This window comes from Pseudomonas syringae CC1557 (assembly GCF_000452705.1).
Taxonomy (GTDB): Bacteria; Pseudomonadota; Gammaproteobacteria; order Pseudomonadales; family Pseudomonadaceae; genus Aquipseudomonas; species Aquipseudomonas syringae_F.
In genome coordinates, this window is sequence record NZ_CP007014.1 from 1,153,030 (window position 1) to 1,179,420 (window position 26,391).

Here is a 26,391-nt window from a genome sequence, read left to right on the forward strand (position 1 = left end):
GTAGCGTGCTCGATGATCAGGGGGCAGTCGGGTCAGGCCAGTTGGGTTATCACTGGCCTCGCTGCCGGAGCATGATAGACCGGGGCGCGGCGCAACGCTGCCGATATTGCTGCGCATCGACAGTGCACCAGCAATATTCGGTCGTAATGGATGCCTTGAATCGACAGGCTGCTGAACAGATCGGCCAGTGACGGAGGTGGCATGCCGAAGCGGTTGCGCACCGTCAACACGTCCATCGGTGTCGGCGGCAGCCAGCCCTTGAATGGCAAGGCATTCGAGTTGCGCACAACCCGCGCGATCTCTTCGTAGGGCTCATCTCTGATGGTCTGGAACTTGGACAGGCTGTAGTTTTTCAGCCTGCCGGGGAGCGACGTGCCGGCGATGAACTTGTTGGTGATCGGTATTGATTCAATGAGTGGTGGCGGCGGAAGCAGCATGTTTTCAGCCGTGGTGGAGATTGCGAATGGTTGGGCAGTCCGGTTGACGATGCGATGCAGTGTCGGGTCTATCAGTTCGTAACCATGAGGTGCGTAAGTGCGGATCTCTGTGCCGTTGGGTATCTTCACCGTTGCGGTCCACGGCATGTAGTACCCATGGGTGCTGACCACCAGCGTTCGCGCCTGGCCCCGGTCGGATGTCCACAATAGAAACCTGCGGCCCAGTTTCCAGGCATGTACGGGTAACAGTCCCGGTGCTGCAGTTACGGCAATGCTCCAGCGCTTGAGCAATGCATCGGTATGAAAGAACTTCTCCAGCCGGGTCTGACGCGGCTTCATGAAGCGCTGGCGTATCGGGTTGATGCTCCGCAGTCCAGCGAGCGATCCGGCGGCAACCCGCGTGGTGTGCCCGACAGGTTTCACGATTCGGCTCAGCGTGCGCAACAACCTCGGCGTTTGTATACCCAACTGCATCAAGCCCATTGATAGCGCAGCCAGAAGCGCCTGGTTTTTTTCCGCGTAGCGACTGCCCGGCAGACGGGTCGCGGCAATACTCAGTGAGGTGATGCCGATTTCCGTCGCTAGTGTGGCAACGAAGGCCGGTGTCAGCAGCAGCGACATGGGCACCAGCAAGCGTTGCAGATGTTGCAGGCGAGCGGTCCAGTATGCCAGCGAAACCTGTGTAGACGTCACGATCCGCTCTTCGGCATCATTCAGCGCATTGTGTTTGAGAAGTTGATGGAGAAAGGCAAATGGCGAGCCCTCCAGCTTTTTTTCGCACAGTGAATGGTGCATGGCTTTTCGCGTGTCAGGGTTATACAACGCATCGGTCCACGGACGCAGGATGGAAGCGGGCGGGCTCGGGGCCTGAACTCCGCCCCATAACCTGAACAGGTAGTCCAGGCGTTGGTGATGGCGGATCGGTACATAGTGCATCACGGCCTCACGCCAATCGGCCTGCGCTGTTTTCTGATTCAGATAGTGCTCAAGTGCTTTTTTGTCTGTGAACTCGATGAAGGCGTCGGGATGACCTGCCTGATAAAGCACGTTCGGTCTGCCCGGTTGGTCAATGACCAGCAGCCCGGTGTGCTGATGTTCCATGCCATCGATCAGCGAGCCCTGAACGAAAAAGCCCAGTGTCCGCCAGTGGTTCTGCGCAGCTGGTGCGAGAGCTTCCACGACCTGATCAAAGCCGCTGCGCTTGAGATGGCCACGCTTCAGGCTGATCAATGCCTGGGTGATGAACGTCGCCAGAAATGCCTGTTCGATCTCCGTCTTGCGCTGCTTCCAGAAATCGTCAATGCGCCGGGTCATCCAGGACAGAAAACCGAATGCTTTGATGTAGTCCTCAAGCACCTGTGCAGGGACTGCGAGCAACTGGCTCTGGTCCCCTTCGCCTTTGCCGGTGGTGTCGAGAAAGACCACCGTACTGCCATCGTGATCAACGTAGCCCTGTGGGTAATCCACGCGATAGTTGTTCATCAGCGCTTCGCTCAGGCTGATCGGTTTTTCGTCAGGGGTATGAACATACGGAGACGGATTACGGGCGCTGCCGAGCGGGCTGATTGAGCTTCCTGGCTGATAGGCGATAAACACATGGTCAGGGTTTAGCGTCAGACCATGGTGGTCCTTTAGATAAGCCGCCATTACCTGAGCAGCCATTCTGGGCGCGACCGGTATCTGCTGCACAATGCTGGTGTCTGCCTGCCAGAGGTCCACGGCACCTGCCAGCGTCAGGCTGCGTGCAATAGGTCGTTCGATGTCTTGGCGTATGTCGCCGCTGGACGAAGTCTTGGACAGTAATACCCGGGTCAGTTCGCTGAACAGGTCTCCTGTGATCAGTACGGCATCGGCAACAAGGCGCGCCTCCTGATCAAGTGCATGCACTGCGTGGCCATACAATCCCGAGGCGTTCACGGCCGCCAGCAGCCTGTCGGTCATATACTGCGGATCATCGCTGATGTACTCGATGACGTTGCCCTTTGCGCCCAGCACGTGAATGAAGCAGTGTGAGGTAGTTTTTGACCTGACCTGAAAAATACCTGGCAATGTTTCGCCGCCGAGTGATAACACCCGCACCTCTGATTTCTCACCGCGCCCGCTTTGTTCCAGTGCCTCTGCGTCGGCAGGGAAAACGCTCAGTCCCAAGGCATCCAGTGCCAGAAAGTAGCCATCCCGGCTGATGTGCCTGTGGGCATATTTTCGGGTCAGCGTGTCCAGAAAACTCAACCGTGACAACGTGCGAAAGGTGGCTGCATGCCGAGCCCGGAAAGCGTCGATTGTTGCGCTGTAATCGCGATCCAGAGGCAGTTCGCTGATCCACTTGAACACTTGCGCCGTGCTCAGTGAGAGTGTCTGGTCAGACAGAGGCGTGTCAGCGATGTCGCTGCGATACAAGGCTACAAAGCGCGCCGGTTCGAAGGTGGCCAGTGCCACCTGGGTCAGCGACAGGTGAGCGCTGTAATGCTCATGTCCGTCGTCCTCCACGGCGGGTCGGTTCTCGGTGCTGAAGGTGATCATCAGCGTGTCCGGGTCCAGTGTTTTGCCAGTCTTTTCTGTGAGCAGCTTGATCACTTGTTGGCGAGCGTAATGGTGACGGGACGGTGGGAAGTCCATGTCCAGTTGGCAGGCTTTCAGGAGCAATGCCGAGTTTGCAATCAGCGGGAAGCCGGGGCTTGTGCGCAGGGCGTCGAGTTGGCGTTCGATGTCCGCAGCCTTCTCTTCAGGCTCGGGCTCTTCAGTCAACAGCGGGATTGGATGTTCAGAGTGCGGAAAATGGAACGGTGGCACCGTAAACGGCTGTGTGGCGTTGAGTGTGTCGTGTCCTGTGCTGCTGTACTCGGGCCGCAGAATACCCGGCAGCTCCAGCAGGGACGAGGAAGGTTGAAATACAGCGTCCTGGCGAAACGGATTCCAGAGAAGGTTCATGACGGCCGGTCAACGTGAGTGGGTGCTCACTATGTCGGGAGACGTGTCTGAATACGGCATAACTATTTATCGCGAAACAGGTGGCATGACGCTGTCATGCCACCTGTTCGATCATTGCTGTTGCAGGTAAGCACGCCAGCCGCCGAGGTGGCTGATATCGCGAGCGCCTTCAAGCCCATAATTTTCGCAAATGAAGCCGCTTTCCCAGCGACCATCGGCCAGTTGCACTTTGCCCAGCCCGAGCGGTGCCGGTATACCGGTCAGAAACGAGCCCAGTTCGGCGCTCGGCAGCTCCCAGATTTCAACGGCAATCGCCACACCATCCTTGGTCACGCGCACCATACCGGGCCTGAACGGCGGGCCACCAGCCAATGCATACAGACGATAATCGGGCGAGCTTTGCGTGGTTTCAAGCAACCGGCCGCCCCGTTGTCGGAGCTGCCAGTTCAGCGCCAGACCGTCCAGGTGCGCGCCGCACACGACCACGCGGGCCATGTCATTGCCAGCGGTATTGGTAGGAGCAGGCGGCACAGGGCTGTCACCGCCAATCAGCGGCAGGGCGGTCTGGCGCTGAAAGGCATCCGCCAGACTGAGCAGATAGTGATCGGTGAATGCTCTGCCGAACAGCGTTACGCCCCACGGCAGGCCGTTGTCCATGAATGCGCTGGGCACGGCGATGGCGGCGTAGTCGAGCAGGTTGACGAAGTTGGTGTAGTAACCCAGCTCGGAGTTGCGCAGGACGGGTTCGGCGCTCAGTTCTGCCGAAGTCACCGGGCGTCCGATGCTCGGTGTCACCACACAGTCCAGCCCTTCCAGCGCTTGGTCGCAAATCACTTTCAGCGCTTGCAGGCGGTACTGCGCGCGAAAGGTCTCGACGCCGCTGACCGAGGGCGCCTTGGCCAGTACCGCACGAATCACCGGCAGCACGGCGTCGGGATTTTCTTCCATCAATTGCCCGACGACGCTGTAGCGCTCGGCCACCCACGGGCCTTCGTACAATAATTGCGCCGCTTCCAGAAAAGGTGAAAGGTCGACGGTAACCGCTTCGCCGCCCAGCGCCGTCATGCGGTCGATGGCATCGCTGAAGAGTAATGGCCCTTCAATGCAGCCGAAGAACTCCAGGTCTTCGGCACGTGGCACGCCGAAGCGGAACGGGCGCGGGGTGCCGAACGCGGAGGCAGCATTCCACTGCGGATTGCGGCGGCTGTACTCGTCGCGCGGGTCAACCATCGCAACCAGTCCCAGCAACTGGCTGGCTTCCCTCGCCGTGGCGGTGAAAGTCGACACGCAGTCTTGCGTACGACAGGCGGGGACCACGCCAGCGGTGGAAATCAGCCCCTTGCTGGCCTTCATGCCGACCAGATTGTTCAGCGCCGCGGGCACTCGCCCCGAACCTGCGGTATCAGTGCCCAAGGAAAAACTGCTGACCCCCAGCGCGACCGCCAACGATGAACCGGAGCTGGAGCCGCCAGACGGATACGCCTCCAGAACGCTGTTGGGACACACGCCGTAGGGCGAGCGACTGCCGTTCAGGCCGGTGGCAAACTGGTCCAGGTTGGTCTTGCCCATCGGCACTGCACCCAGCGCGATCAGTTGTTCGACGATGGTCGCCGAGCGTTCTGGCGTGTAGGCGTAATCCAGGCAGGCAGCGGTGGTTGGAATACCGGCCAGATCGATGTTGTCCTTGATCGCGAAGGGCACGCCGTAAAGGGGCAGATCCTTGAGATCGCGCCCTTCCAGCGCGGCGAGGTAGGGTTCCAGCTCGGCCGGGCTGAGCAGATGAATAAACAGGTGATAGCCGGGATTGAGCGTAGCGGCTTTTTCCCGTAGCGCCAGGATCAACTGGCGGGGTGACAGACGGCCAGACTGGTAGGCCGCGCGCACGCTGTCCAGACGCAGGTTGTTCGGCAGTGCTGTGTCGTTCATGACAGGATTCCCTCGAAATAGAAAATTGATCAGTTCAGTCTGCTGCCAGCACCACTACGCGTTGCCCCGCCCGTACTGCAGAGCCGGGCTGCACCCGGACTTCCTGCACCACGCCACCGACCGGGGCGAGGAGCGGGATTTCCATCTTCATCGACTCCAGAATCACCAGCACATCGCCTGCTTCGACACGCTCACCGGGTTGTACCTGGACCTGCCAGAGATTGCCTGCGATGTGGCTGTCGACGCCTTGCTGGCCCGCTTGCAGGGGCAATTCTTCGATATAAGGTGCGACGCCTTCATCGCTCTGAAAATCAGCCTGGCCGGTGGCAATCCAGCGTTCGCGCTCGGCGTTGAAGGCGGCGTGTTGCTGGGCTCGAAACGCTGCAATGCCGTCGGCTTTGCGCGTCAGAAAGGCCTGGTAATCGGCCAGGTTCAGGGTGCTGTGTTCGATGTTCAGATCGAAGCGGCCCAAGGGGAAATCGCGGCGGATGCGTAGCAGTTCGTCGGCGCTGACCGGGTAGAAGCGGATCTGATCGAAGAAGCGCAGCAGCCAGGGTTTGCCCTCGAACGCGGCGACGTCGCGATAGCGATTCCACATCTGCAACGTGCGGCCGACGAATTGATAACCGCCGGGGCCTTCCATGCCGTACACGCACATGTAAGCGCCACCGATGCCGACCGAGTTTTCCGCCGTCCAGGTACGCGCTGGGTTGTACTTGGTCGTCACCAACCGATGGCGCGGGTCCAGCGGGGTGGCGACCGGTGCACCGAGGTAGACATCGCCCAACCCCATGACCAGATAGCTGGCATCGAATACTGTTCGCTGCACTTCATCAAGGTTGGGCAGGTCGTTGATGCGACGGATGAACTCCAGATTGCTCGGGCACCACGGCGCGTCCTTGCGCACAGTGGTCATGTATTTCTCGATGGCCAGTTGGCAGGCCGGGTCATCCCATGAGAGAGGCAGATGGACGATGCGTGAAGCGACTTGCAGGTCTTTCGCTGCGCACACCGCGTCCCATTCTCCGGCAATGATGTCGAGCAGGTGTTGAAGCGGCAGTTGTTCGGGGCGGTAGTGGACCTGCAGCGAACGAATGCCCGGTGTCAGGTCGATCACGCCCGGCAGGGCTTTGGTTTCCAGCGCCAGCATCAACGCATGGCCGCGCAGGCGCAGCACCAGATCCAGTTCCGGTGCGCCGATTTCCAGCAGCAGATGCGTGTCGCCGGACAGTCGCGCAACCAGGCGTTTGTCGTCCTGACCAATATCGAGAATGATCGGAGTGCGCAGGCGGGCCGCCTCATGTGGGAGCGAGCCGGGACCTTGTAGGAGCGGACTTGTCCGCGAAGAGGCCGGTACAGGCGATGCATTTTCTGCGTCTTGAATAATGCCTTCGCGAGCAAGTTCGCTCCCACGGGCATCAGTGTTTCGCATATTTTGTGGCAACACTGCGGCCATTGCCGCATGACACGCCTCGACACTCACCGGCGTGAACCGGACCTTGTCGCCAGCCTTCAGTTGCCCCAATTGCCACAGATCCGCTTCGATGATGGTCACCGGGCAGACAAATCCACCCAGGCTTGGCCCGTCCGGGCCGAGGATCACCGGCATGTCTCCGGTGAAATCCACTGCGCCAATCGCATACGGGTTGTCGTGGATGTTGGAGGGATGCAAACCAGCCTCGCCACCATCGGCGCGTACCCATTCAGGCTTGGGCCCGATCAGCCGCACGCCGGTGCGACTGGAGTTGAAATGCACTTCCCAGTCAGTCGCAAAAAAGGTCTCGATGTAGGCTTCGGTAAAATACTCCGGCGCTGCATGAGGGCCGTAGATCACCCTGAACTGGCGAACTTCTTTCAGCGCGCCCAGCTCATCATCGGCAATCCGCTGCCCCGCACTGCGGTCAATCAATGGCGCGATATGCAGCACGTCTCCGGCCCGTAAGGCCCGGCCGCCATGCCCGCCGAACTGGCCGAGGGTGAAGGTGCTTTTGCTGCCCAGGTAATCCGGTACGTCCAGCCCGCCGCGCACGCACAGGTAACTGCGCACGCCAGCTCCCGCGATAGTGCCCAGCGACAAGGTTGAACCCGCGCACACCCACAGCGCGGTGTTCATGGCGCACGCTTCGCCATCCAGCGTGATCGGGATTGGCGCGCCGGTCACTGCGATCACCGCATCGGTATTGAAGCGCAGCAGCGGCCCACTCATGGTGATTTCCAGCGCGGCGCAGCCTTCGGCATTGCCCAGCAACCGATTACCCTGACGCAGCGCGCGACTGTCCATCGGTCCGGATGGTGGTACCCCGACCGCCCAGTAGCCCAGTCGTCCCGGATAATCCTGAACGCTGGTCTGCGTACCGCCGCTCAGCACCTCAAAGGTGTCAGCGTGATACACCAGACCCTCCAGGCACCGTGTCCACGGCTGGCCGCTGGCGAAGGGCGCGTCGTCGATGATCTGGCGCAGGTAATCGCGGTTGGTCTCCACACCGTACAGACGCGTTTCGTGAAGCGCGGCAGCCAGCCCGGCGCTGGCCTGATCGCGGCTCGGTGCCCAACTGATCAGCTTGGCGATCATCGGGTCGAAATACGGCGGGATTTCACACCCGGCCTCAACCCAGGTATCAATGCGCAGCGCACGGCCATCGGCAGGCGGAAAGTTCACGGCCGTCAGCAGGCCGGGGCAGGGCTGGAAATCGCGGCCCGGATCTTCGGCGTACAACCTCGCCTGAATCGCATGGCCGACCGGTTTCAGACCGGCTTGCAGATGATCGAGTGGCGGCAGATCGCCGGCGGCCAGTTGCACCATCCAGCTGACCAGATCGACCCCCCACACTTGCTCGGTGACGCCGTGCTCGACCTGCAAGCGGGTGTTCACTTCCAGAAAATAGAAGCGCTGATCCTCGCTGTCGAAGACAAACTCGACGGTCCCTGCGCTGCGGTAATTGACCGCTTTGGCCAGCTTGATTGCCGCTGCACACAGCTCATCGGCCATGCCGTCAGGCAGGTTGGGGGCCGGGGTTTCTTCCAGCACTTTCTGGTTGCGGCGCTGCACCGAGCAGTCGCGCACACCGAGGGCCAGCACTTCGCCCTGGCCGTCGCCGAACACCTGCACCTCAAGATGGCGGGCGCGCTGGATGTATTTCTCGATGAACACACCGGCGTCGCTGAAATTGTTCTGCCCCAGACGTTTGACTGCTTCGAACGAGTCCGCCAGTTCCTCGGCGCTGCGGCACACACGCATGCCGATACCGCCACCACCCGCAGTACTTTTGAGCATCACCGGATAGCCGATGCTGCGCGCTGCCGAGATGGCTGATTCCAGGCTGTCGAGCAGCTCGGTGCCTTCCAGCAGCGGCACGCCATGCTGTCGCGCCAGTGCGCGGGCGGTGTGCTTCAGGCCGAACACGCGCAGTTGCTCGGGCGTCGGGCCGACGAAGGCGATACCGGCGTCCTCGCAGGCTTGAGCGAACCCAGCGTTTTCAGAGAGAAATCCGTAGCCGGGATGAATGGCTTTGGCGCCGCTGGCTTTGGCGATGGCGAGGATCTTGTCCACCGCCAGGTACGTCCCGGCCGCGCCGCCTTCGCCCAGGCTGTGGGCTTCATCGGCCTGCATCAGGTGCAGGCTGGCGGCGTCGGCTTCGGAATACACCGCCACACCTTTCACCTGCAAGCTGCGCAGGGTCCGCAGGATGCGGCAGGCAATGGCGCCACGGTTGGCGATCAGCAGTTTTTCGAACATGGCATAACCCCGGAAACCCAGTCGCGCTCGGTTTCGTGATGGGAAGCGGGCCGTCCCGCTATTGATCTGGCTACGCAACGGTCGTCCGTTGCTGAGGGCGGTCGCCGGGTCAGTCGCGAATCACTAACTGTGCGGGCGTCGGGTTGTAGCCGTTGCACGGATTGTTCAACTGCGGGCAGTTGGAAATCAGCACGATCACGTCCATTTCGGCACGCAGCTCGACGTATTTACCGGGCGCGGAAATACCGTCTTCAAAGGTCAGGCCGCCGTCGGCTGTCACCGGCACGTTCATGAAGAAGTTGATGTTCGGCCCGATGTCGGCTTTGCTCAGGCGGCCGTCATGCAGGCAGGCGCGCAGGTAGTTGTCGCGGCAGCTGTGCATGTAACGTTTTTCCAAGGCGTAACGCACGGTGTTGCTCTCCTGCGCGCACGCGCCACCCAGCGTGTCATGGCGACCGCAGGTGTCATCGATGATGGTCAGCATCGGCTGGCCGAGGTTGGAAAACAGCACGCTGCCGGTGGTCAGGTAAACGCTGTTCTGGCGGCGCAAGGTGCGTTGTACGTCGTAGCGTTCACGCGGGTTGGCGAGGTTGAAAAACAGCGTGTCGACCGCCTGATTGCCCTGCAGATCGAGAATGCGCACGGTTTGCCCGGCCTTGACCTCGGCCAGAAAGGGTTCGCCGGCCGGGATGGTCGCGTCGCAGCACAGGTTAGTAGGTGAGTTCATGGCAAGGCTCCTCAGGCGAACAGGCGGTCGGTGTTGATGAAGCCGCGCTCGTTTTCCGGGCGCGAGGTACGGCAGTGCTCGGCGACGCTGGCGTCGGCTTTCATCCAGCTGAGTTTGAGCGGCTGCGGCGCGTATTCCGGGTTGGGGTCCATCGGGTGTTGCAGCGCGGTCAGCACCACCAGCGTGTCCATCGGCGCATACAGCTCGATGTAATCACCGGCTTTCGAGTTGTTCGGGGCGAAGTGCAGCGTGCCTGTATCGTCGACATCCACACGGCTGAACAGGTTGAGGGTCATGAGCAGGTCTGACAGCCCGAGCCCCCATTTGCCCAGCTCGACCAGCAGGTTGTCGACGCCGTTGCGGAAGAAGCCGTTGCGCAGTTCCTGATAGCGCCCCTGGCCGTACTTTTCAGCGACCTCCTGTGCGTTGAGCACACCGCCAATGCTGTCGCTCCAGCCGCACGTGTCAGTGACAATGGCCGCCAGCACGCGACCCATGTCCGAATACAGGCAATGGCCGTTGCTCAATTTGGCGGTGTGTTGGCATTTGAGGCTGTCCGGCAGGTTCAGGCGCTCGGTTTTTTCGCGAGCGTTAAGCAAGGTCAGGCTGACGTTGGCGTTGCCGTGCAGGTCGGTCAGGCGCAGCAGTTCGCCGCGCTTGAGGATGAACGAACGATGGCCGCCACCGGGCAGCAGTTCTTCGGCGAAAACCGGGTAAAGCGTGGTCGAATCAGTCATTGAACGGGCTCCTCTGAAACGGTAATCAGCGAATCGATAGCGGCGCGCTCGGCGCGGCGTTCGCTGTTGAGGGGAATGTCGTATGTGATGCGTGCGCCATACGCACCGGGTTCATGCGGGTCGTGGCGCACCTTGTCGAATACCAGCAGGCGGGTGCCGAGGTTGAAGCCTTCGGACAGGTCGTGGGTGACCATGAACACGGTCAGTTTCGTCTCGCGCCACAGGTCCAGCAGCAAGTGATGCATGTCCTTGCGAATGCCGGGGTCGAGCGCGCCGAACGGTTCGTCCAGCAGCAGGACACGGGGTTTCATGATCAGCGCCTGGGCAATCGCCAGCCGCTGTTGCATACCGCCCGACAATTGCGTCGGGTACTTGTCCAGCGCATGGCTCAGCCCGACTTTTTCCAGCAGGTGCGCGGCCTGCTCACGGGCCTGGCTTTTGGCCTGACCGAACAGGCGACCGAGCAACGGCGAGCGGGGCAGCTCCAGGCCCAGCGCGACGTTATCCAGCACCGACAGGTGCGGAAACACCGAATAGCGCTGGAAGACCACGCCACGGCTGGCATCCGGCTCACTGGCCAGCGCCTTGTCGTCCAGCGTGATCAAGCCGCGACTCGGGGTTTCCTGACCCAGCAGCAGACGCAGAAAGGTCGACTTGCCACACCCCGAGGCGCCGACCAAGGTGCAGAACTCACCCTCGGCGACGTCCAGATTCAGGCCTTCAAGCACCACCTGATCGTCGTATTGCTGCCAGACGTTACGCACACGGATAAAGCTCATGCGCGGGCTCCTTCGTACCAGGGAAAGGCGCGTCGGGTCAGGGCTTTCAGGGCCCAATCCATCAGCCAGGCGAGCAGGGTGATCCACACCACATAGGGCAGAATCACGTCCATCGCCAGATAGCGTCGGACCAGAAAGATCCGGTAGCCCAGGCCGTCGGTCGATGCGATGGCTTCGGCCGCGATCAGGAACAGCCACGCCGAGCCGAGCACCAGTCGCAGGGCAATCAACAGGCGCGGCAGCAGTTGCGGCAGAATCACTCGCAGGATCAGCGTCCAGGTGGTGGCCCCCAGCGTCTGTGCCTTGATCAGCAGTTCGATCGGGATCTCCCGGGCGCGCTGCTCCAGATCACGGGCCAGTATCGGCGTGATGCCGATTACGATCAGCATCACTTTCGACAGCTCGCCCAGACCGAAGACGATGAACAGAATGGGCAGGATCGCCAGCGGCGGCACCATCGACAGCACCGTCAACAACGGCGACAACGGTGCGTTGAACAGCGGCAGAATGCCCGCCGCAATGCCCAGACAAAGGCCCAGCAAGGCGCTGATCCCGAGACCGATCGCCAGACGCTTGAGGCTCGACGCAGAGTCTTGCCACAGCAGGTAGTCACCGGTTCGGGCGTCTGCGGTGAAGGCTACACGTTTGACCGCATCGGCCATCTGCATGGCGCTGGGCAGCAGTTTGTCGGTGGGGTTTTCCGCAAGCCGGGTGGCCGAGCCCATGAAATAGGCGAACAGCAACAGGGCGAACGGCAGGATCACCAGAATCAGGCGACCGGCGCGATCCGGATGGCGGTTTATCAAGCGCATGGCAATGACCTTTCTACTGAACGTGATTTACAGCTTGCCGTCGGCGGCCATCTGCACGTAGCTGGGGTCAAAGTGCAGCTTGAGGTTGGCCTTGTCGCCGAGGATTACACCATTGGCGAACGACATGCCGACGGCATCGGCGTCGCGAGCGCCTTCGCCGAGCAATCCGTGAGCGAACGAGAATTCAGCTACTTTGCGCTGGGTTTCAGGCAGCTGTTTGCTGGTGGCGAACTCAAGCGCTTCCTTCGGTGTGGCGAACAGCTTGGTGGTGTCGAGTTGCGCCTGGAAACCGTTCAGATCGGTGCCCGATGCCTTGGCCATGTGTTCGAGTGCAGCCTTGCTCTGGGCGTTTTTGGCGTTCATCAGCGCGACTGTTTCAAACCATGCGCCGGTCAGGGCTTTGCCCAGTGCCGGGTTATCTTTCAGGGTTTGGGTGTTGACCACCATCATGTCCATGATTTCGCCGGGGATCTGGCTGGAATTGAAGACTTCGGTGACGCCGGGTTTGGCTTTGATGTCCGACAGCATCGGGTTCCAGGTGGTCACCGCCTGCACGTCATCGGTATTGAAGGCGGCCGAGATGTCGGCGTCCGAGGTGTTGACGACCTTGAGGTCTTTTTCGCTGAGTTTGACGCTGTCCAGCGCGCGGGCCAGCAGGTAATGAGACACCGACAGTTCGACCAGATTGACGTCCATGCCTTTGAGGTCGGCGACCTTCTTGCCTTCGCCCTTGATCACCACGCCGTCGTTGCCGTTGGAGAAGTCACTGACGATCAGCGCGGTGCTTTCCACACCGCCTGCGGCCGGGATGGTCAGGGCGTCCATGTTGGTCATGGTGCAGCCATCGAACTGGCCGGCGGTGTACTGGTTGATGGATTCGACGTAATCATTGAGCTGAGTGACATCGATTTTGATGCCGTACTTTTTCGCCCATTTGTCGATGATGCCCTGGCTACCTGCGTATTCCCAAGGCATCCAGCCTGCGTAGATGGTCCAGCAGACGTTGAAGTGATCTTTCTGGGCGGCATTCGCCGATAGGCTCAACGCAGCAAGCAGGCCTGCGGTGAGCAGGCCGAAGAGACGAGACTTTTGCATGTTGAGAAATCTCCAGTAGTGAAAAAAGGCGGCCAGGAGCAACGTGACACCACTGGTGTCCCTGTCTCCCGGGCTTTTGTCCCGCCGTGTAACCTCTACTGGAGGTCGCCAACTCTCGGACCAGCCACTTGCCTGTCGGCAAGCCGGAACCCTAGTCGGCTATTGCAAATTGTGGTGCCGCGAACCTGTGTTGACTCCTGCACGCCTGTTATCAAGCGAGAGTTGTGCCAACTTGCTGGAAGCATCGGTCTTAAGGGGCCGCTGCCAATAGCGAGCGTTCGAAGAGTCTGGAATTGCCTTGTGCTGGTGCGGCGTTGCACCGCAATGAAGCGTGAGGGCGCCCGTTGATTCGAAATGTTTTGTAGCATGTTTGTATAAAACTGAAACAGTCCCGTGCGGCATGGTTTTGCAGCGGTTTGGTTTCATATCGCCATCATCGGTAGCCCCTGCCGGCCAGGGGCTCAGGGCACTAGAAGTGCATTTCGCTGTCTGATCTTTCGTCCGCCAACCGCTTTGGCGGACGCCGACCAGCGTCGCTGGTTTGTGCCCAATCGCGGTCCAGGAGGCCGCTATGTATCGAAGACCCTTGCTTGTCACGTTGCTGACCCTTTTCCTTGCTGGTTGCTACGGAGGCCCTGGTTATTACGAATCCGATGTGTACACGCAGCCGACTACAGTCGTCGGTGGCGCTTACGCGTATGACAATGGCTACCGCTCCACCTACTATCAGGAGCAGCGCATTTATGTAGCGCCTCAACCGCGCTATTACAGCCAACCCCGCTACTACGCCCCGGCCCCGCGTTACTATGCGCCGCCGCCAGTACCCCGTTACTACCAGCCAGGACGCCCACCAGGCTATGGCTGGAGGAATGATGGCTTTCGTGGCAATGGCGGTTTCGGGCGTAACGACGGCTTCCGCGGAGACCGTGGCAACCGCGGCTGGGACGACCATGGCGGACGCGGCGGGCGAGATGGTCGCGATCACGGAAGAGGCGGACGCGGCGAAGGTCGCGGCGGGCATCGGTAGCACCCACTAGCGTGCCGACGCTCCGCGTCGGCACGCCTTTCTGAACGCTTTGCATCCCGTCTTGAATGCGCATAGCGCGACCAGCATTGACTTTGCTGCCCGGCTTTCCTAGTGTCCGCGCATTGTTTTTACTGGATGTAACCATGACTAGCGATGACCGCATCAAGCTTGAGCCCAGCTGGAAAGAAGCCCTGCGTGATGAATTCGAACAGCCCTACATGGCTCAGTTGCGCGAGTTTCTGCGCCAGGAGCATGCGGCAGGCAAGGAGATCTATCCGCCGGGACCGCTTATCTTCAACGCGCTCAATTCCACGCCGCTGAATAACGTCAAGGTCGTCATCCTCGGTCAGGACCCGTACCACGGCCCGAATCAGGCGCACGGCCTGTGCTTTTCCGTGCAGCCGGGCGTGCCGACGCCGCCGTCGCTGGTCAACATCTATAAAGAGTTGAAGCGCGATCTGAACATCGACATTGCCAATCATGGTTGCCTGCAATCCTGGGCGGATCAGGGCGTTCTTCTGCTCAACACCACCCTGACCGTCGAACGCGCCAACGCTGCGTCGCATGCGGGCAAAGGCTGGCAGCACTTCACCGACCGGATCATTCAGGTGGTCAGTGAGCACCAGCCGCATCTGGTGTTTCTGTTGTGGGGCGCTCATGCGCAGAGCAAGCAGAAACTGGTCGATGCCACCAAGCACCTGGTGCTGACGTCCGTCCATCCATCGCCTCTGTCAGCCTATAAGGGCTTTTTGGGCAATGGCCATTTCGGGCGGACCAACAAATACCTTGAGCAGAACGGCATCGAGCCGATCGACTGGCGACTGCCGGCTCTCTGACTGAAGTGCTTCTGACTGACCTGCTCAGTCAGCGAGCCGCCTGTTCCAGCGTCGGTACAGCGGCTCGGCGAGAAACAGCACAAACAACAAGCGCATCACCTGCATGGCCGTCACCAGTGGCACCGACAGTTGCAGCACCTCCGCGGTCAGGCTCATCTCGGCAATGCCACCGGGCATCATGCCCAGCGTCAGTGAGCGCAAGTCCAGTTGGGTGAGGGCGCTGAGACCCAGCGCTGCCAGTGCAGCGATCAACATGGTCAGCGCGGTGCCCAGCAGCGTGCGCGCTAGAAACGAAGGCGCTCGCCTGAAAAATTCCCGATTGAAATGACAGCCCAGCCCGCTGCCGATCAGCAATTGACCGAGTTGACTGGCTCCATTGGGCAAGCCGATCCGCAGGTCCCAGGCCACGCTCACCACGGCACTGAGCAGCAACGGGCCGAATAGCCACGGGTTAGGCTGTTTGAGACGTTGCCACAGCCAGGCCAGTGCTGCACCGACCGGCAGCAGAAAAGCCAGCCAGCGCCAGTCCACAACCGTGGTGTGCAGGGCAGGTGCACCATCCCCCAGCAGGTACTTGAAGATCGCCGGCACGCAGAGCACCACGGCCAGTACCCGAAGACTCTGCGCCGCCGCCACACTGCTGAGCCTGGCGCCGTTGCGAGCGCCGAGGTTGACCATCTCCCCGGAACCGCCCGGCATGCTGGAGAAAAACGCCGTAGGGCGATCTTCCCCTGTGCGCAGCATCAGCCAGACGCCCACCAGGCATGACAGGCTGGTGACCAGCGCGCCAATGAAAATCAGGCCGAAATGCGCGAGCACCTGTTCGATGACCACCGGGGTGAAGTGCAGGCCGATACCGATGCCGATGATCAACTGGCCGCATTTGCGGCCACCGGGAATCTGCGCCAATTGCCAGGGTGTCAGGCAGCGCACCAGGATGATCGCCAGCAGAGAACCGACCATCCACGGCAACGGCCAGCCGACCTGGCTGGCGAGGTAACCGCCGAGCAGGCCGACCAGCGGCGTCGCCCACCAGTGGCGCAGAGTGGGCTCAGCCATGAATCGCGGCAGCTCGCTGCTTCGCGCGTTTACGCCAGATCCGGAGCAGCGGGAACAGCAGCATGAACACGGTCACCACCCAGACCCCGAGCGTGATCGGACTGGACCAGAGAATTCCCAGTTCACCGTTGGAGATCGACAGCGCGCGGCGCAGATTCTGCTCCATCAGGCCGCCGAGGATGAACCCGAGCAGGATCGGCGACAACGGGAAGTCCAGCTTGCGCAGGATGTAACCGAAGATGCCGATGCCGACCATCAGGAACAGGTCGAAGGTGGTGGCATGCACCGCATACACACCAATCCCGGTGATGATCGCGATCACGGGCACCAGTGCCCAGTTCGGCACCGCAAGTATGCGGGTGAAGATGCGGATCATCGGGATGTTGAGGATCACCAGCATGGTGTTGGCGATGAACAACGACGCGATCAGGCCCCAGACGATGTCCGGTTGTTGCTGAAACAGCATCGGGCCGGGTGTGATGTTGTACAACGACAACGCACCGATCATCACTGCCGTAGTGCCAGAGCCGGGAACGCCCAGCGTAAGCATCGGCACCAGCGCGCCGCAGGCCGTTGCGCCGATGGCGGTTTCCGGTGCTGCCAGGCCGCGCATGTCACCCTGGCCGAACTTGCCGCTAGCCCCGGCGATGCGTTTTTCGGTCATGTAGGCAACCGCGCTGGCCAGCGTCGCACCGGCACCCGGCAGCACGCCGAGGATGAAGCCCAGCAGCCCACAGCGAATGTTGACCACAAACACTGAAGCGGCTTCCTTGAAGTTGAACATCATGCGTCCGGTAGCTTTGACCGCTTCCTGACCTCGATGGGTTTTCTCCAGCAACAACAGAATCTCGCTGATCGAAAACAGCCCAAGGACCAGCACCACGAACTGAATGCCATCGGTCAGGTGGATGTTATCGCCGGTAAAGCGGTAAACGCCGCTGTTGGCATCGATACCCACTGCTGACAGAAACAAGCCGATCAACGCCGCGATAAACGTTTTCAGTGGTCTATCGCCGGCCATGCCGCCCAGACAGACAATTGCGAACACCATCAGCACGAAGTATTCCGCCGGACCGAACGCAATCGCCCATTTGGCGAGCAAGGGCGCGAACAGCACCATGCCGCAGGTGGCAATGAAGGCACCGATGAACGAGCTCCATGCCGACAGCGACAAAGCGACCCCGGCCAGGCCCTGACGCGCCATCGGATAGCCGTCCAGCGTGGTCATGACTGTCGAAGCTTCACCGGGGATATTGAGCAGGATCGAGCTGATACGGCCGCCGTATTCACAGCCGAGGTACACCGCCGCCAACAGAATCAGTGCCGATTCAGGCGGCAGACCCAGGGCAAACGCAATCGGGATCAACAGCGCCACGCCGTTGATCGGTCCCAGCCCCGGCAGCAGGCCGACGACGGTACCGATCAGCGTGCCGGACAGCGCGGTGATCAGGTTGTACGGGGTGAGGGCGACGCCGAAGCCCTGGCCCAGATAGCCGAAAGTATCCATGTCAGTTCTCCATAACGCTGAGCAGGCCCAAAGGCAAAGGGACATCCATGGCCTTGTCGAACAGCAGGTACAGGCCGACGCTCATCAGAATGACCACCACAATGCTGGGCAGCCAACGCCCGCCGTACAGGCGCGCCATGGGAATGCCGATCAGGATGCTGCTGAGAATGAAGCCCAGCGGTTCGAAGAGTCCGGCAAAGATCAGCAGCAATACGATGCATGCGCCGATCTTGATCAGGGTCGGGCGATCCAGCGCGGGCTCTTCTTCGGTGTGAACGATGGCTGCAGGGCGAATCAGCAGGTACAGCAGACCTGCGCTCATCAGCCCGAGCATCAACAACGGAAAGGCACGAGGGCCGACCGGTTCATAGGAGAAAGGTGCCTGATAAGGCCAGGCCATGAGGGCCAGGCCTGCGCATGCCAGTAACAGAATGGCAGCGAAAATGCGTTGTATGACCATGAGAAGCTCCTGCGTCGCGCCCGTCTGGCAGGCGCAACCGAAAGTCAGTCAATTGCGTTCAATTACTGAATCAGGCCAAATTCCCTGGCCATCATTTTGTAGTCGGCGACCTGTTTTTTGACGTAGGTGTCCAGTTCCGCGCCGGTCATGGCAAACGGGAACAGCTCGCGCTGATCACGCAGTTTGGCGAAGTCTTCCGAGGCCAGAATCTTGTCGAACGAGGCTTTCCACCAGTTGAAGTCTTCGTCGCTGACCTTCGGCCCCAGATAGAAGCCGCGCACCACGGGCCAGACGATGTCGTAGCCCTGTTCCTTGGCGGTCGGGATGTTTTTCATTTCCGGCTCGTCGATGCGCTTGTCGGCAAATACCGCGAGCAGGCGCATGTCACCGCTCAGGATGTGCGGCATCGAGTCGGAAATGTCGGTGCTGCCCACCTGAATATGGCCACCGAGCAGTGCGGTGGCGATTTCCCCGCCACCTTCCAGCGCGACATAGCGCAAGGCACGGGGATTGATACCTGCGGCCTTGGCAATCAGCGCGGTCTGCATCCAGTCCTGGCTGCCGACCGTGCCGCCTGAGCCGATCACGACCTTGCTCGGATCAGCCTTCAACGCCTGGACCAGATCGTCGAGGTTTTTGTACGGCGAGTCGCTTTTCACGGCGATGGCGCCGTAGCTGGTGCCAACCGCGGCGAGCCAGCGCACTGCGTTCTCGTCGAAGCGACCGAATTTACCTTGCGCCAGATTGAGCAGAGAACCGCTCGACCACGCGACCAGCGTGCCTGCATCAGCCGGACGCTGGGCCACCACTGCGTTATACGCCACAGCACCGACACCGCCGGGCATGTAGGTCACGCGCATCGGGGTGGTCAGAATCTTCTCGTTGATCAGCGCGCTCTGAATCAGCTTGCAGGTCAGGTCGAATCCGCCGCCTGGCGACGCCGGGGCAATGCACTCGGGGCGCCTGGGCTCCGCGAGCAATTGGCTGGCGAGTAGCATGCATCCAGTGGTTGTCGCGATCTGACGCAGGGAAAATGTCATGTTCAGTCTCCAGTTTTCTTGTTTTTGGCTGAGAGAGGTTTTGATCAGCAAGCTGCTTGATAACCGCTTTTGTCAGACGCGCGACGAAACGCTGTTCGCTGACAACGGGCTGTTATCGGTACAGAGGTGTGCATGGAGGAGGGTGGAGCGGAGTAATGACCGATCTGTCAGGGGCGGATGGTCAAGGAACGAGCAAGCCTGGTATGGCGTAGACATGGGGTGACTCCGTTTACCGATTTATTGTTTTTATTTTCCAGACCGCATCCGGGCGTCTGTTTTACGTACCCTTCCAGCACGCTGGCCGGTGGGTCGTTTCGCGATGCTAAATGATCAACCTTTCGCAAACCTTTCAGTTGCCTGTCAGATGACCGATAAGAGTTGGCAGGTGGTTTCTGCACTTCACAGGCGGCGGCCTGCCTGTAAACTCCGCTGCTACAAAGCCCCTATAACAACAGTGACAATCAGGAGACGGCGATGCGGGTTCTTCTTGTGGAAGATCATCTGCAACTGGCTGAAAGTGTCGCGCAGGCGCTCAAGAGCGCTGGTTTGACCGTTGATGTGCTACATGACGGCGTGGCCGCCGATCTGGCGTTGAGCAGCGAGGAATATGCCGTCGCGATTCTCGATGTGGGCCTGCCGCGCATGGATGGCTTCGAAGTGCTGGCGCGTTTGCGAGCGCGCAGCAAGAACCTGCCAGTGCTGATGCTGACCGCGCGCAGCGACGTCAAGGATCGCGTTCACGGTCTGAATCTGGGGGCAGACGATTATCTGGCCAAGCCATTCGAACTGTCGGAGCTGGAAGCCAGGGTCAAGGCATTGCTGCGTCGCAGCGTGCTGGGCGGCGAACGGCAGCAATGTTGCGGAGTGCTGACCTATGATCTGGACACACGGCGTTTCACATTGGGCGAAGAATTGCTGGCGCTGACGTCACGCGAGCAGGCTGTGCTGGAAGCGCTGATCGCCCGGCCTGGGAGGGTGATGAGCAAGGAGCAACTCGCAGCGCAGGTGTTCGGACTTGATGAAGAAGCCAGTCCCGACGCCATCGAGATCTACGTCCATCGCCTGCGCAAGAAGCTCGACGGGCATGCCGTGGCGATTGTCACCTTTCGTGGTCTGGGGTATCTGCTTGAAAGCCGCGATGATTAACGACAGCCTGCGCTGGCGGCTGCTGTGGAATCTGGCATTGCTATTGGTGGTGCTGATGCTGGCCAGCGGCATGAGTGCGTACTGGAATGGGCGTGAAGTGGCCGACACGGCCTATGACCGCACTTTGCTGGCGTCGGCCCGGACCATTGCCGCCGGGCTGACCCAGCGTGACGGGACGCTGAGCGCCGACATTCCGTACGTGGCGCTCGACACCTTTGCCTATGACAGCGAGGGGCGCATCTATTACCAGGTCAATGACATTCATCAGAAGCTGATTTCCGGCTACGAAAACCTGCCGTCACCGCCACCCGGCACCTTGCGCACCGATGACTATCCGGCGCTGGCCAAATTCTATAACGGGACCTATCAGGGCCAGGACGTGCGAGTTGTCAGCCTGCTCAAGCCGGTGACCGATCCTGGCATGAACGGCACTGCCGAAATTCGCGTGGCAGAAACTCAGGAGGCGCGCAAAGGCATGGCGCGCAGCCTGATGGCCGACACCTTGTTGCGTCTGGGCATGTTGGGCGGTGGCGCGTTGCTGCTGGTCTGGTTCACGGTCAGCGCGGCCTTGCGCCCGCTGGAGCGATTGCGCACGTCGGTCGAAGAGCGCCAGCCGGATGACCTTCGCGCGTTGCCGATGGTTGAGGTGCAGCATGAACTGCGTCCGTTGGTGGGCGCGCTGAACCACTTTACCGAACGGCTACGCCTGCAGTTCGAGCGTCAGGCGCAGTTCATCGCTGATGCGGCCCATGAGCTGCGCACACCGTTGGCGGCTCTCAAGGCGCGAGTCGAGCTGGGGTTGCGTGAGCGCGACCCGCAACGCTGGCGAGAAACACTGGAATCGGCAGCGCTGGGCACGGATCGACTCACGCAACTGGCCAATCAGTTGCTGTCGCTGGCGCGCATCGAAAACGGCGCGCGGGCAATTGCCGAAGGCGGCGCGCAGCAACTGGACCTCAGTCAACTGGCCAGAGAGCTGGGCATGGCCATGGCACCGCTGGCTCATTCACGCGGCGTTGCGTTGGCGCTTGAAGCGGATGAACCGGTCTGGCTGCGTGGCGAGCCGACCTTGTTGAACGAGTTGCTGAGCAACCTGATCGACAACGCGCTGGCGCACACGCTGCCGGGAGGCAATGTGGTGCTGCGCGTGTATGCGCCCGGAGTGCTTGAGGTGGAGGATGATGGGCCGGGGATTCCGCCAGAAGAGCGCGAAAGGGTTTTCGAACGCTTTTATCGTCGCAGTCAGCAGGGCTGTGGAGCAGGGCTCGGCCTGGCGATCGTGGGAGAGATCTGCCGCGCGCATCTGGCCAGGATCACGCTGCATGACGGTGCCGAGCGGGGCCTCAAAGTGCGAGTCAGTTTTACAATGTCCTGAAGCCGATGACGCTAGTAGAGCATGCTCTTGGCTTCGTCCATTTGCGCTGCCAGCGTGCCGTCGGCTTCGCTAAGCCGCAACTGACTGAACGCGGGCAGTTCGGTCATCTCGATCTCGCTGAACGGGTGATCCGTGTTCTTGTGGACATGCACCGTGGCGATCTGCACCAGGTCAGTGTAATCAGGGCTTTTTGAAACACGCGCAAAATTCTGGAACTGACCCGGTACGCAAGCCAGCAGTTCGGGGAAATCCCAGGAGCGCAGCAGGCGCTCGCCGATGACCGGGTGAATGCTGTCGATCACGTGGTTGAGGCTGATGGGGTCCGACAGCAGCTCGAAATGATCTTCGGCGTAGGTCAGGATCGGCAGTATTCCAATCAGGTGGATCAAACCGGCGAGCGTGGCCTGATCAGGCTTGAGGTGGGTGTAGCGCTGGCAAAGGGTATAGCTGATGCCAGCGACCTGGAGGCTTTGTTTCCAGATTTCACGCATCTTCTGTTCGATGACTTCCGACTTGGCGTGGAACATCTGCTCGACGACCAAGCCGATGGCCAGGTTGCAGGTGTAATTGACGCCCAGGCGACGAATGGCGGTGTTGACGTCACTGACTTCAAAATTCGGGCGCAATAAGGGGCTGTTCGCCACCTTGATCAGGCGTGCGGAAAGGGCTGTGTCGCTACCAATGACTTTGCTCAGGTCCGAGATACTGATTTCAGTGTCTTCGGCGGCAAGACGTATCTTCAATGCCACTTCCGGCAGGGTAGGCAGAAACAAGGCATCTCTGTCGATAGCCTTGATCAGGTTTCTCTGCACCTCGTCAGCCATCTTGCTCATGTGCATCTCGCAGCCGTTAGGAGTGTCCAGAGTTTTTCGCGCGCCCAAAACAGCGCCAGCGTGCTGCTGGATCGCTCTAGAGACATTAGGAACTTGAATGCGTTCGCCAGGCCTAGCGCAGAGTTTCGAGTTTACTGTCCAGCGTGTAGGGCAGTTCACTCATTTGCAGCGCTGCGCCTTGCGGCGAACCAAGATGCAGATGACCACTTTCTGCAGCGTCGCCCTGGAGCACGGCGAGCAATTCGATGCCTTGCCCGGCCTGTGCGGCCAGCACCACGTTGCCCACGGCACTGGCGTGTACGGGGGAAAACAGCGCTGTGCCGGGCTCCGGAATCTGCTCACCTTGCAGGGTCAGGCGATAAAGCCTGCGCTTGAGTTTGCCCAGATACTGCATGCGCGCGACGATTTCCTGGCCGGTGTAGCAACCCTTCTTGAAGCTGACGCCGCCGACCGCCTGAAGGTTGATCATCTGCGGGATGAACTCTTCACGCGTACTTCCGAATACCTGGCCGATGCCGACGCGGATCTGGCCCAGCAGCCAGTCATTCAACGGGCCTTCTGTCAGTTGTGCTGCCAGACGCGACTTGATGTCGTCAGCCTGATCGGCGCGGACCCACAGTTCGGCACGGGCCGGTGAAACACGAATGGCGATCAATTCGTTGGCCCTTGCCACGGCGCCGGTTTCCTGCGGCAGATCCAGCCCAAGGCTGGCCAGCGCGTCGTCAGCCTCCTGCAGACCAAAGCGCACCCAGGCAGCGCTTTCGTCGGTGAGTTTCGATTTGGAGAACACTGCGTATTTGCGCAGGTCCAGCAATTGCGGCTCGATCAGCTCGCTGGCCATTGCCAGCAGGCACCCATCACCTTCGAACACAATACGGAAACTCGACTGCATACGACCTTTCTGTGTGCAGCGGGCCCCCAGGCTTGAGGTGCTCTCACTCAGATAACCGAGGTTGCATGTCAATTGACCTTGAAGGAATTTGCTGGCGTCCACGCCGCGAACGGCGAGAACGCCCTCATGGGATAGCGTGCAGAAAAAAGCTGTGTGGGCCATGGTCATCGCAGATTGGGAAAAAGTCCGGGGACACATCATAGTGCCCAGTCGACGATATGAATACGGGTACATGAAAACTGCTGCGACCATTGTGCGGTTCGCGCTACTGGCTCACGGCTGTATACTCGCCGCCTACTTTGAGGAGCGCTCCATGGTCGAAGACGTTGAACTCAACCGCCTTTACTGGCACAGCCGCCGTGGCATGCTTGAACTGGACGTGCTGCTGGTGCCGTTTGTCCGTGAGGTCTACCCGCATTTGAATGACGTGGACCGCGATCTTTATCGCCGTCTGCTGACCTGTGAGGATCAGGACATGTTCGGCTGGTTCATGCAGCGCGCCGAATCCGAAGACCCAGAGCTGCAACGCATGGTTCGTATGATTCTGGATCGTGTCCAGCCCGACTGACCTTTTCGAATGCCATTGGCAGGCTTCGCGCCTGCTGCTGGCCGCTTATCTGTTTGCTCAGGCACTGGCGCTGACCGCGCTGCTCTGCCTGGATATTCACCCATGGGCAGCGCTGGCCGGATGCTTGTCATGCCTGGCGCATGCCGTCTGGGTGCTGCCCAGATCGATACTGCTCGGGCATCCTGCGGCCTACCGCGCGCTGAAACGTGATCGGCAGGGCTGGCAGCTCTGGAGTGAGCGAGGCGGGTGGCAGCCGGTTTGCCTGAGGCCTGACAGCCTGGCCTTGCCATTGGTGGTGATTCTGCGTTTTCGCCTGATTGGCGGCGATGGCAAACCTTCAGGGTTAGCCGCCAGCTGTTGCATCCCCCGGGATGCGCTGACGCCGGATGTTCACCGCCGCCTGCGTGTGCGCCTGAAATTCAGCCGGCGTAATTGGGTGGCAGCAGAATAGTGTCGAGTGCCTCGGGCAACATGTCGGGATAATCCAGCGTGTAATGCAGGCCGCGGCTTTCCTTGCGTTGCATGGCTGACTGGATCATCAGTTCGGCGACCTGCGCCAGGTTGCGCAGCTCGATCAAGTCGCGGCTGACCTTGTAGTTGCTGTAAAACTCGTCGATTTCGTCAAGCAACAGGCGCACCCGGTGCTGGGCGCGCTGCAAGCGCTTGTTGGTACGCACAATGCCCACGTAGTCCCACATGAAGCGCCGCAGCTCGTCCCAGTTGTGCGCGATGATCACGTCTTCATCCGAATCGGTCACCTGGCTGGCATCCCAGGCAGGCAAGTCCCTGGGCATGGGTATGTCATTCAGCTGCTTCTCGATGTCTGCAGAGGCGGAGCGAGCATAGACAAAACACTCCAGCAGCGAGTTGCTGGCCATGCGGTTTGCACCGTGCAGGCCGGTGAAGCTGGTTTCTCCAATGGCATACAGGCCGGGCACGTCGGTATGGCCCTGGCTGTCCACCATCACACCGCCACAGGTGTAATGCGCGGCAGGCACCACTGGAATTGGCTGACGGGTGATGTCGATGGAAAACTCGAGGCAGCGCTCGTAGACGGTCGGGAAGTGCGTCTTGATAAACGCTTCGGGTTTGTGGCTGATGTCCAGATAAACGCAATCGATACCCAGGCGTTTCATCTCATGGTCGATGGCCCGCGCCACGATATCGCGAGGGGCCAGTTCTGCCCGTTCGTCGAATCGCGGCATGAAGCGCTCGCCGTTGGGCAGCTTGAGGTAGGCGCCTTCACCGCGCAGCGCTTCGGTGATAAGAAAGCTCTTGGCCTGCGGGTGATAGAGGCAGGTGGGGTGGAATTGATTGAATTCCAGATTCGCCACCCGACACCCCGCACGCCAGGCCATCGCGATGCCGTCACCACATGCGCCATCCGGGTTGCTGGTGTACAGATAGACTTTTGCAGCGCCGCCCGACGCCAGAATCGTGAAGCGCGCGCTGTACGTGTCGACTTCGCCACTGTTTCGATCGAGAACGTAAGCGCCCAGGCAGCGCTTGCCTTCAAGGCCAAGGCGGCGTTCGGTGATCAGGTCGATGGCGGCGCGCTGTTCCAGCAATTCGATATTCGGTCGTTGGCTGGCTTGCTTGAGCAGGGTGCGGAAAATCGCCGCGCCGGTGGCATCGGCCGCATGAATGATGCGTCGGTGACTGTGACCGCCTTCACGGGTCAGGTGAAACTCATAGCCGCTTTCATCCGCGTCCCCGCCATCACCGCGGGTAAACGGCACGCCCTGATCAATTAGCCACTGAATGGCCTCGCGGCTGTGCTCGACCGTAAAGCGCACGGCGTCTTCGTGGCAAAGGCCCCCGCCGGCATTCAGGGTGTCTTCTACATGAGACTGCACGGTATCGGTGTCATCGAGCACTGCCGCGACGCCACCCTGGGCCCAGAATGTCGAACCGTTGGCCAGATCGCCTTTGCTCAGTACGGCAATCCGCAGATGCCCCGGAAGCGTAAGGGCGAGACTCAGCCCTGCAGCGCCGCTGCCAATTACCAGTACATCGTGCTGAAAATGTTGGCTCATCTGCGCATTCTGCCCTTGGCGGCCACTAGTATAAGTATGGGGGTAACGGCACAATAGCCGCGCCTACATGGCAATGTGAAACCACGGCGGGCAGAGATTGTGCTCCAGTCTCTGACGTCATGCATATTGTTTTCCCGGGATATTCACTGGAAATGCTTCAGTTCAGTGATTTTTCGGCGATATATGCAGTTCGGGGTCCACGCCTGTCATTGCGTCAATGGAACTTTTCAGTGAGGTCCAGGCTCAATAGCAGGTTGCCTACAAAGGAACAGCGCCTTTTTTGCAGTGTTAGATAAGTGATCATCAACTGCGAATCCGGCGACAAGACTATTCGCGCAGCCGACCCTGTCGAGCTGCGTTTTTCGTGCAGGCGTCAAGATGGTCTGCAGGAAACTTGCTTGAAGGGGGAGAACTTTTGCGAAAAGCCCGAGTCTA

Annotated in this window: 21 protein-coding genes and 1 riboswitch; of the genes, 6 read left to right on the plus strand and 15 right to left on the minus strand. The window is 60.4% G+C overall.

What is annotated here, in order from left to right; translation table 11 throughout:
- Positions 1–32 precede the first annotated feature (32 nt).
- From N018_RS05490 to N018_RS05525, 8 genes are all read right to left on the minus strand, one after another.
- Complete coding sequence (locus N018_RS05490) at positions 33–3,365, minus strand: dermonecrotic toxin domain-containing protein (RefSeq protein WP_025389046.1); 3,333 nt, start codon at positions 3,363–3,365, stop codon at positions 33–35.
- A 111-nt stretch (positions 3,366–3,476) separates the two neighbouring features.
- Complete coding sequence (gene atzF, locus N018_RS05495; RefSeq protein WP_025389047.1) at positions 3,477–5,291, minus strand: allophanate hydrolase; 1,815 nt, start codon at positions 5,289–5,291, stop codon at positions 3,477–3,479.
- A gap of 34 nt (positions 5,292–5,325) precedes the next feature.
- Positions 5,326–9,027, minus strand: a complete 3,702-nt coding sequence (gene uca, locus N018_RS05500) for an urea carboxylase (protein ID WP_025389048.1) — start codon at positions 9,025–9,027, stop codon at positions 5,326–5,328.
- Positions 9,028–9,136: 109 nt separating this feature from the next.
- Positions 9,137–9,754, minus strand: coding sequence for an urea amidolyase associated protein UAAP2 (locus N018_RS05505; protein ID WP_024645320.1), 618 nt, complete (start codon positions 9,752–9,754; stop codon positions 9,137–9,139).
- 11 nt (positions 9,755–9,765) lie between these two features.
- Positions 9,766–10,491, minus strand: a complete 726-nt coding sequence (locus tag N018_RS05510; RefSeq protein ID WP_024645319.1) for an urea amidolyase associated protein UAAP1 — start codon at positions 10,489–10,491, stop codon at positions 9,766–9,768.
- Entirely contained in the window at positions 10,488–11,270 is a 783-nt protein-coding gene (locus N018_RS05515) for an ABC transporter ATP-binding protein (RefSeq protein WP_025389049.1), read from the minus strand. The genes N018_RS05510 and N018_RS05515 overlap by 4 nt, the downstream gene beginning before the upstream one ends.
- Positions 11,267–12,082: an ABC transporter permease gene (locus N018_RS05520; protein WP_025389050.1), complete on the minus strand. Its 816-nt coding sequence runs from the start codon at positions 12,080–12,082 to the stop codon at positions 11,267–11,269. Before N018_RS05520 ends, N018_RS05515 begins: the two co-directional genes overlap by 4 nt.
- A gap of 27 nt (positions 12,083–12,109) precedes the next feature.
- Positions 12,110–13,177, minus strand: a complete 1,068-nt coding sequence (locus N018_RS05525; protein WP_025389051.1) for a putative urea ABC transporter substrate-binding protein — start codon at positions 13,175–13,177, stop codon at positions 12,110–12,112.
- Between the two features lie 63 nt (positions 13,178–13,240).
- Positions 13,241–13,343, minus strand: a riboswitch (guanidine-I (ykkC/yxkD leader).
- A gap of 489 nt (positions 13,344–13,832) precedes the next feature.
- Here N018_RS05525 and N018_RS26125 point away from each other — a divergent pair.
- Both N018_RS26125 and ung read left to right on the plus strand, forming a co-directional pair.
- Complete coding sequence (locus N018_RS26125) at positions 13,833–14,204, plus strand: hypothetical protein (protein ID WP_195757183.1); 372 nt, start codon at positions 13,833–13,835, stop codon at positions 14,202–14,204.
- A 143-nt stretch (positions 14,205–14,347) separates the two neighbouring features.
- Positions 14,348–15,040, plus strand: a complete 693-nt coding sequence (gene ung, locus N018_RS05535; RefSeq protein ID WP_025389053.1) for a uracil-DNA glycosylase — start codon at positions 14,348–14,350, stop codon at positions 15,038–15,040.
- 24 nt (positions 15,041–15,064) lie between these two features.
- Here ung and N018_RS05540 read toward each other — a convergent pair whose 3' ends face one another.
- The 4 genes from N018_RS05540 to N018_RS05555 all read right to left on the minus strand — a co-directional run bounded on the left by N018_RS05540 (position 15,065) and on the right by N018_RS05555 (position 19,106).
- Positions 15,065–16,099 carry an AbrB family transcriptional regulator gene (locus tag N018_RS05540; protein WP_024645313.1) on the minus strand — a complete coding sequence of 345 codons (1,035 nt, stop codon included), beginning with the start codon at positions 16,097–16,099 and terminating at the stop codon, positions 15,065–15,067.
- Positions 16,092–17,606 (minus strand): tripartite tricarboxylate transporter permease, encoded by a 1,515-nt coding sequence (locus N018_RS05545; protein ID WP_024645312.1) that lies wholly within the window; start codon positions 17,604–17,606, stop codon positions 16,092–16,094. Before N018_RS05545 ends, N018_RS05540 begins: the two co-directional genes overlap by 8 nt.
- 1 nt (position 17,607) lies before the next feature.
- Positions 17,608–18,066, minus strand: a complete 459-nt coding sequence (locus N018_RS05550) for a tripartite tricarboxylate transporter TctB family protein (protein WP_024645311.1) — start codon at positions 18,064–18,066, stop codon at positions 17,608–17,610.
- A gap of 62 nt (positions 18,067–18,128) precedes the next feature.
- Positions 18,129–19,106, minus strand: a complete 978-nt coding sequence (locus N018_RS05555) for a Bug family tripartite tricarboxylate transporter substrate binding protein (protein WP_024645310.1) — start codon at positions 19,104–19,106, stop codon at positions 18,129–18,131.
- Positions 19,107–19,580: 474 nt separating this feature from the next.
- Here N018_RS05555 and N018_RS05565 point away from each other — a divergent pair, with 474 nt between their 5' ends.
- Positions 19,581–20,252, plus strand: a complete 672-nt coding sequence (locus N018_RS05565) for a response regulator (RefSeq protein ID WP_024645308.1) — start codon at positions 19,581–19,583, stop codon at positions 20,250–20,252.
- Entirely contained in the window at positions 20,245–21,627 is a 1,383-nt protein-coding gene (locus N018_RS05570; protein ID WP_025389054.1) for a sensor histidine kinase, read from the plus strand. Before N018_RS05565 ends, N018_RS05570 begins: the two co-directional genes overlap by 8 nt.
- A gap of 11 nt (positions 21,628–21,638) precedes the next feature.
- Here N018_RS05570 and N018_RS05575 read toward each other — a convergent pair whose 3' ends face one another.
- Positions 21,639–22,460 (minus strand): HDOD domain-containing protein, encoded by an 822-nt coding sequence (locus N018_RS05575; protein WP_024645306.1) that lies wholly within the window; start codon positions 22,458–22,460, stop codon positions 21,639–21,641.
- Between the two features lie 112 nt (positions 22,461–22,572).
- Positions 22,573–23,514, minus strand: a complete 942-nt coding sequence (gene ygfZ / locus N018_RS05580) for a CAF17-like 4Fe-4S cluster assembly/insertion protein YgfZ (protein WP_038401687.1) — start codon at positions 23,512–23,514, stop codon at positions 22,573–22,575.
- Positions 23,515–23,665: 151 nt separating this feature from the next.
- Here ygfZ and N018_RS05585 point away from each other — a divergent pair, with 151 nt between their 5' ends.
- Positions 23,666–23,920, plus strand: a complete 255-nt coding sequence (locus N018_RS05585; protein WP_024645304.1) for a succinate dehydrogenase assembly factor 2 — start codon at positions 23,666–23,668, stop codon at positions 23,918–23,920.
- Positions 23,904–24,371 (plus strand): protein YgfX, encoded by a 468-nt coding sequence (locus N018_RS05590; RefSeq protein WP_025389056.1) that lies wholly within the window; start codon positions 23,904–23,906, stop codon positions 24,369–24,371. Before N018_RS05585 ends, N018_RS05590 begins: the two co-directional genes overlap by 17 nt.
- Here N018_RS05590 and nadB read toward each other — a convergent pair.
- Positions 24,340–25,956: an L-aspartate oxidase gene (nadB, locus tag N018_RS05595; protein ID WP_025389057.1), complete on the minus strand. Its 1,617-nt coding sequence runs from the start codon at positions 25,954–25,956 to the stop codon at positions 24,340–24,342. The genes N018_RS05590 and nadB overlap by 32 nt on opposite strands.
- Positions 25,957–26,391 lie beyond the last annotated feature (435 nt).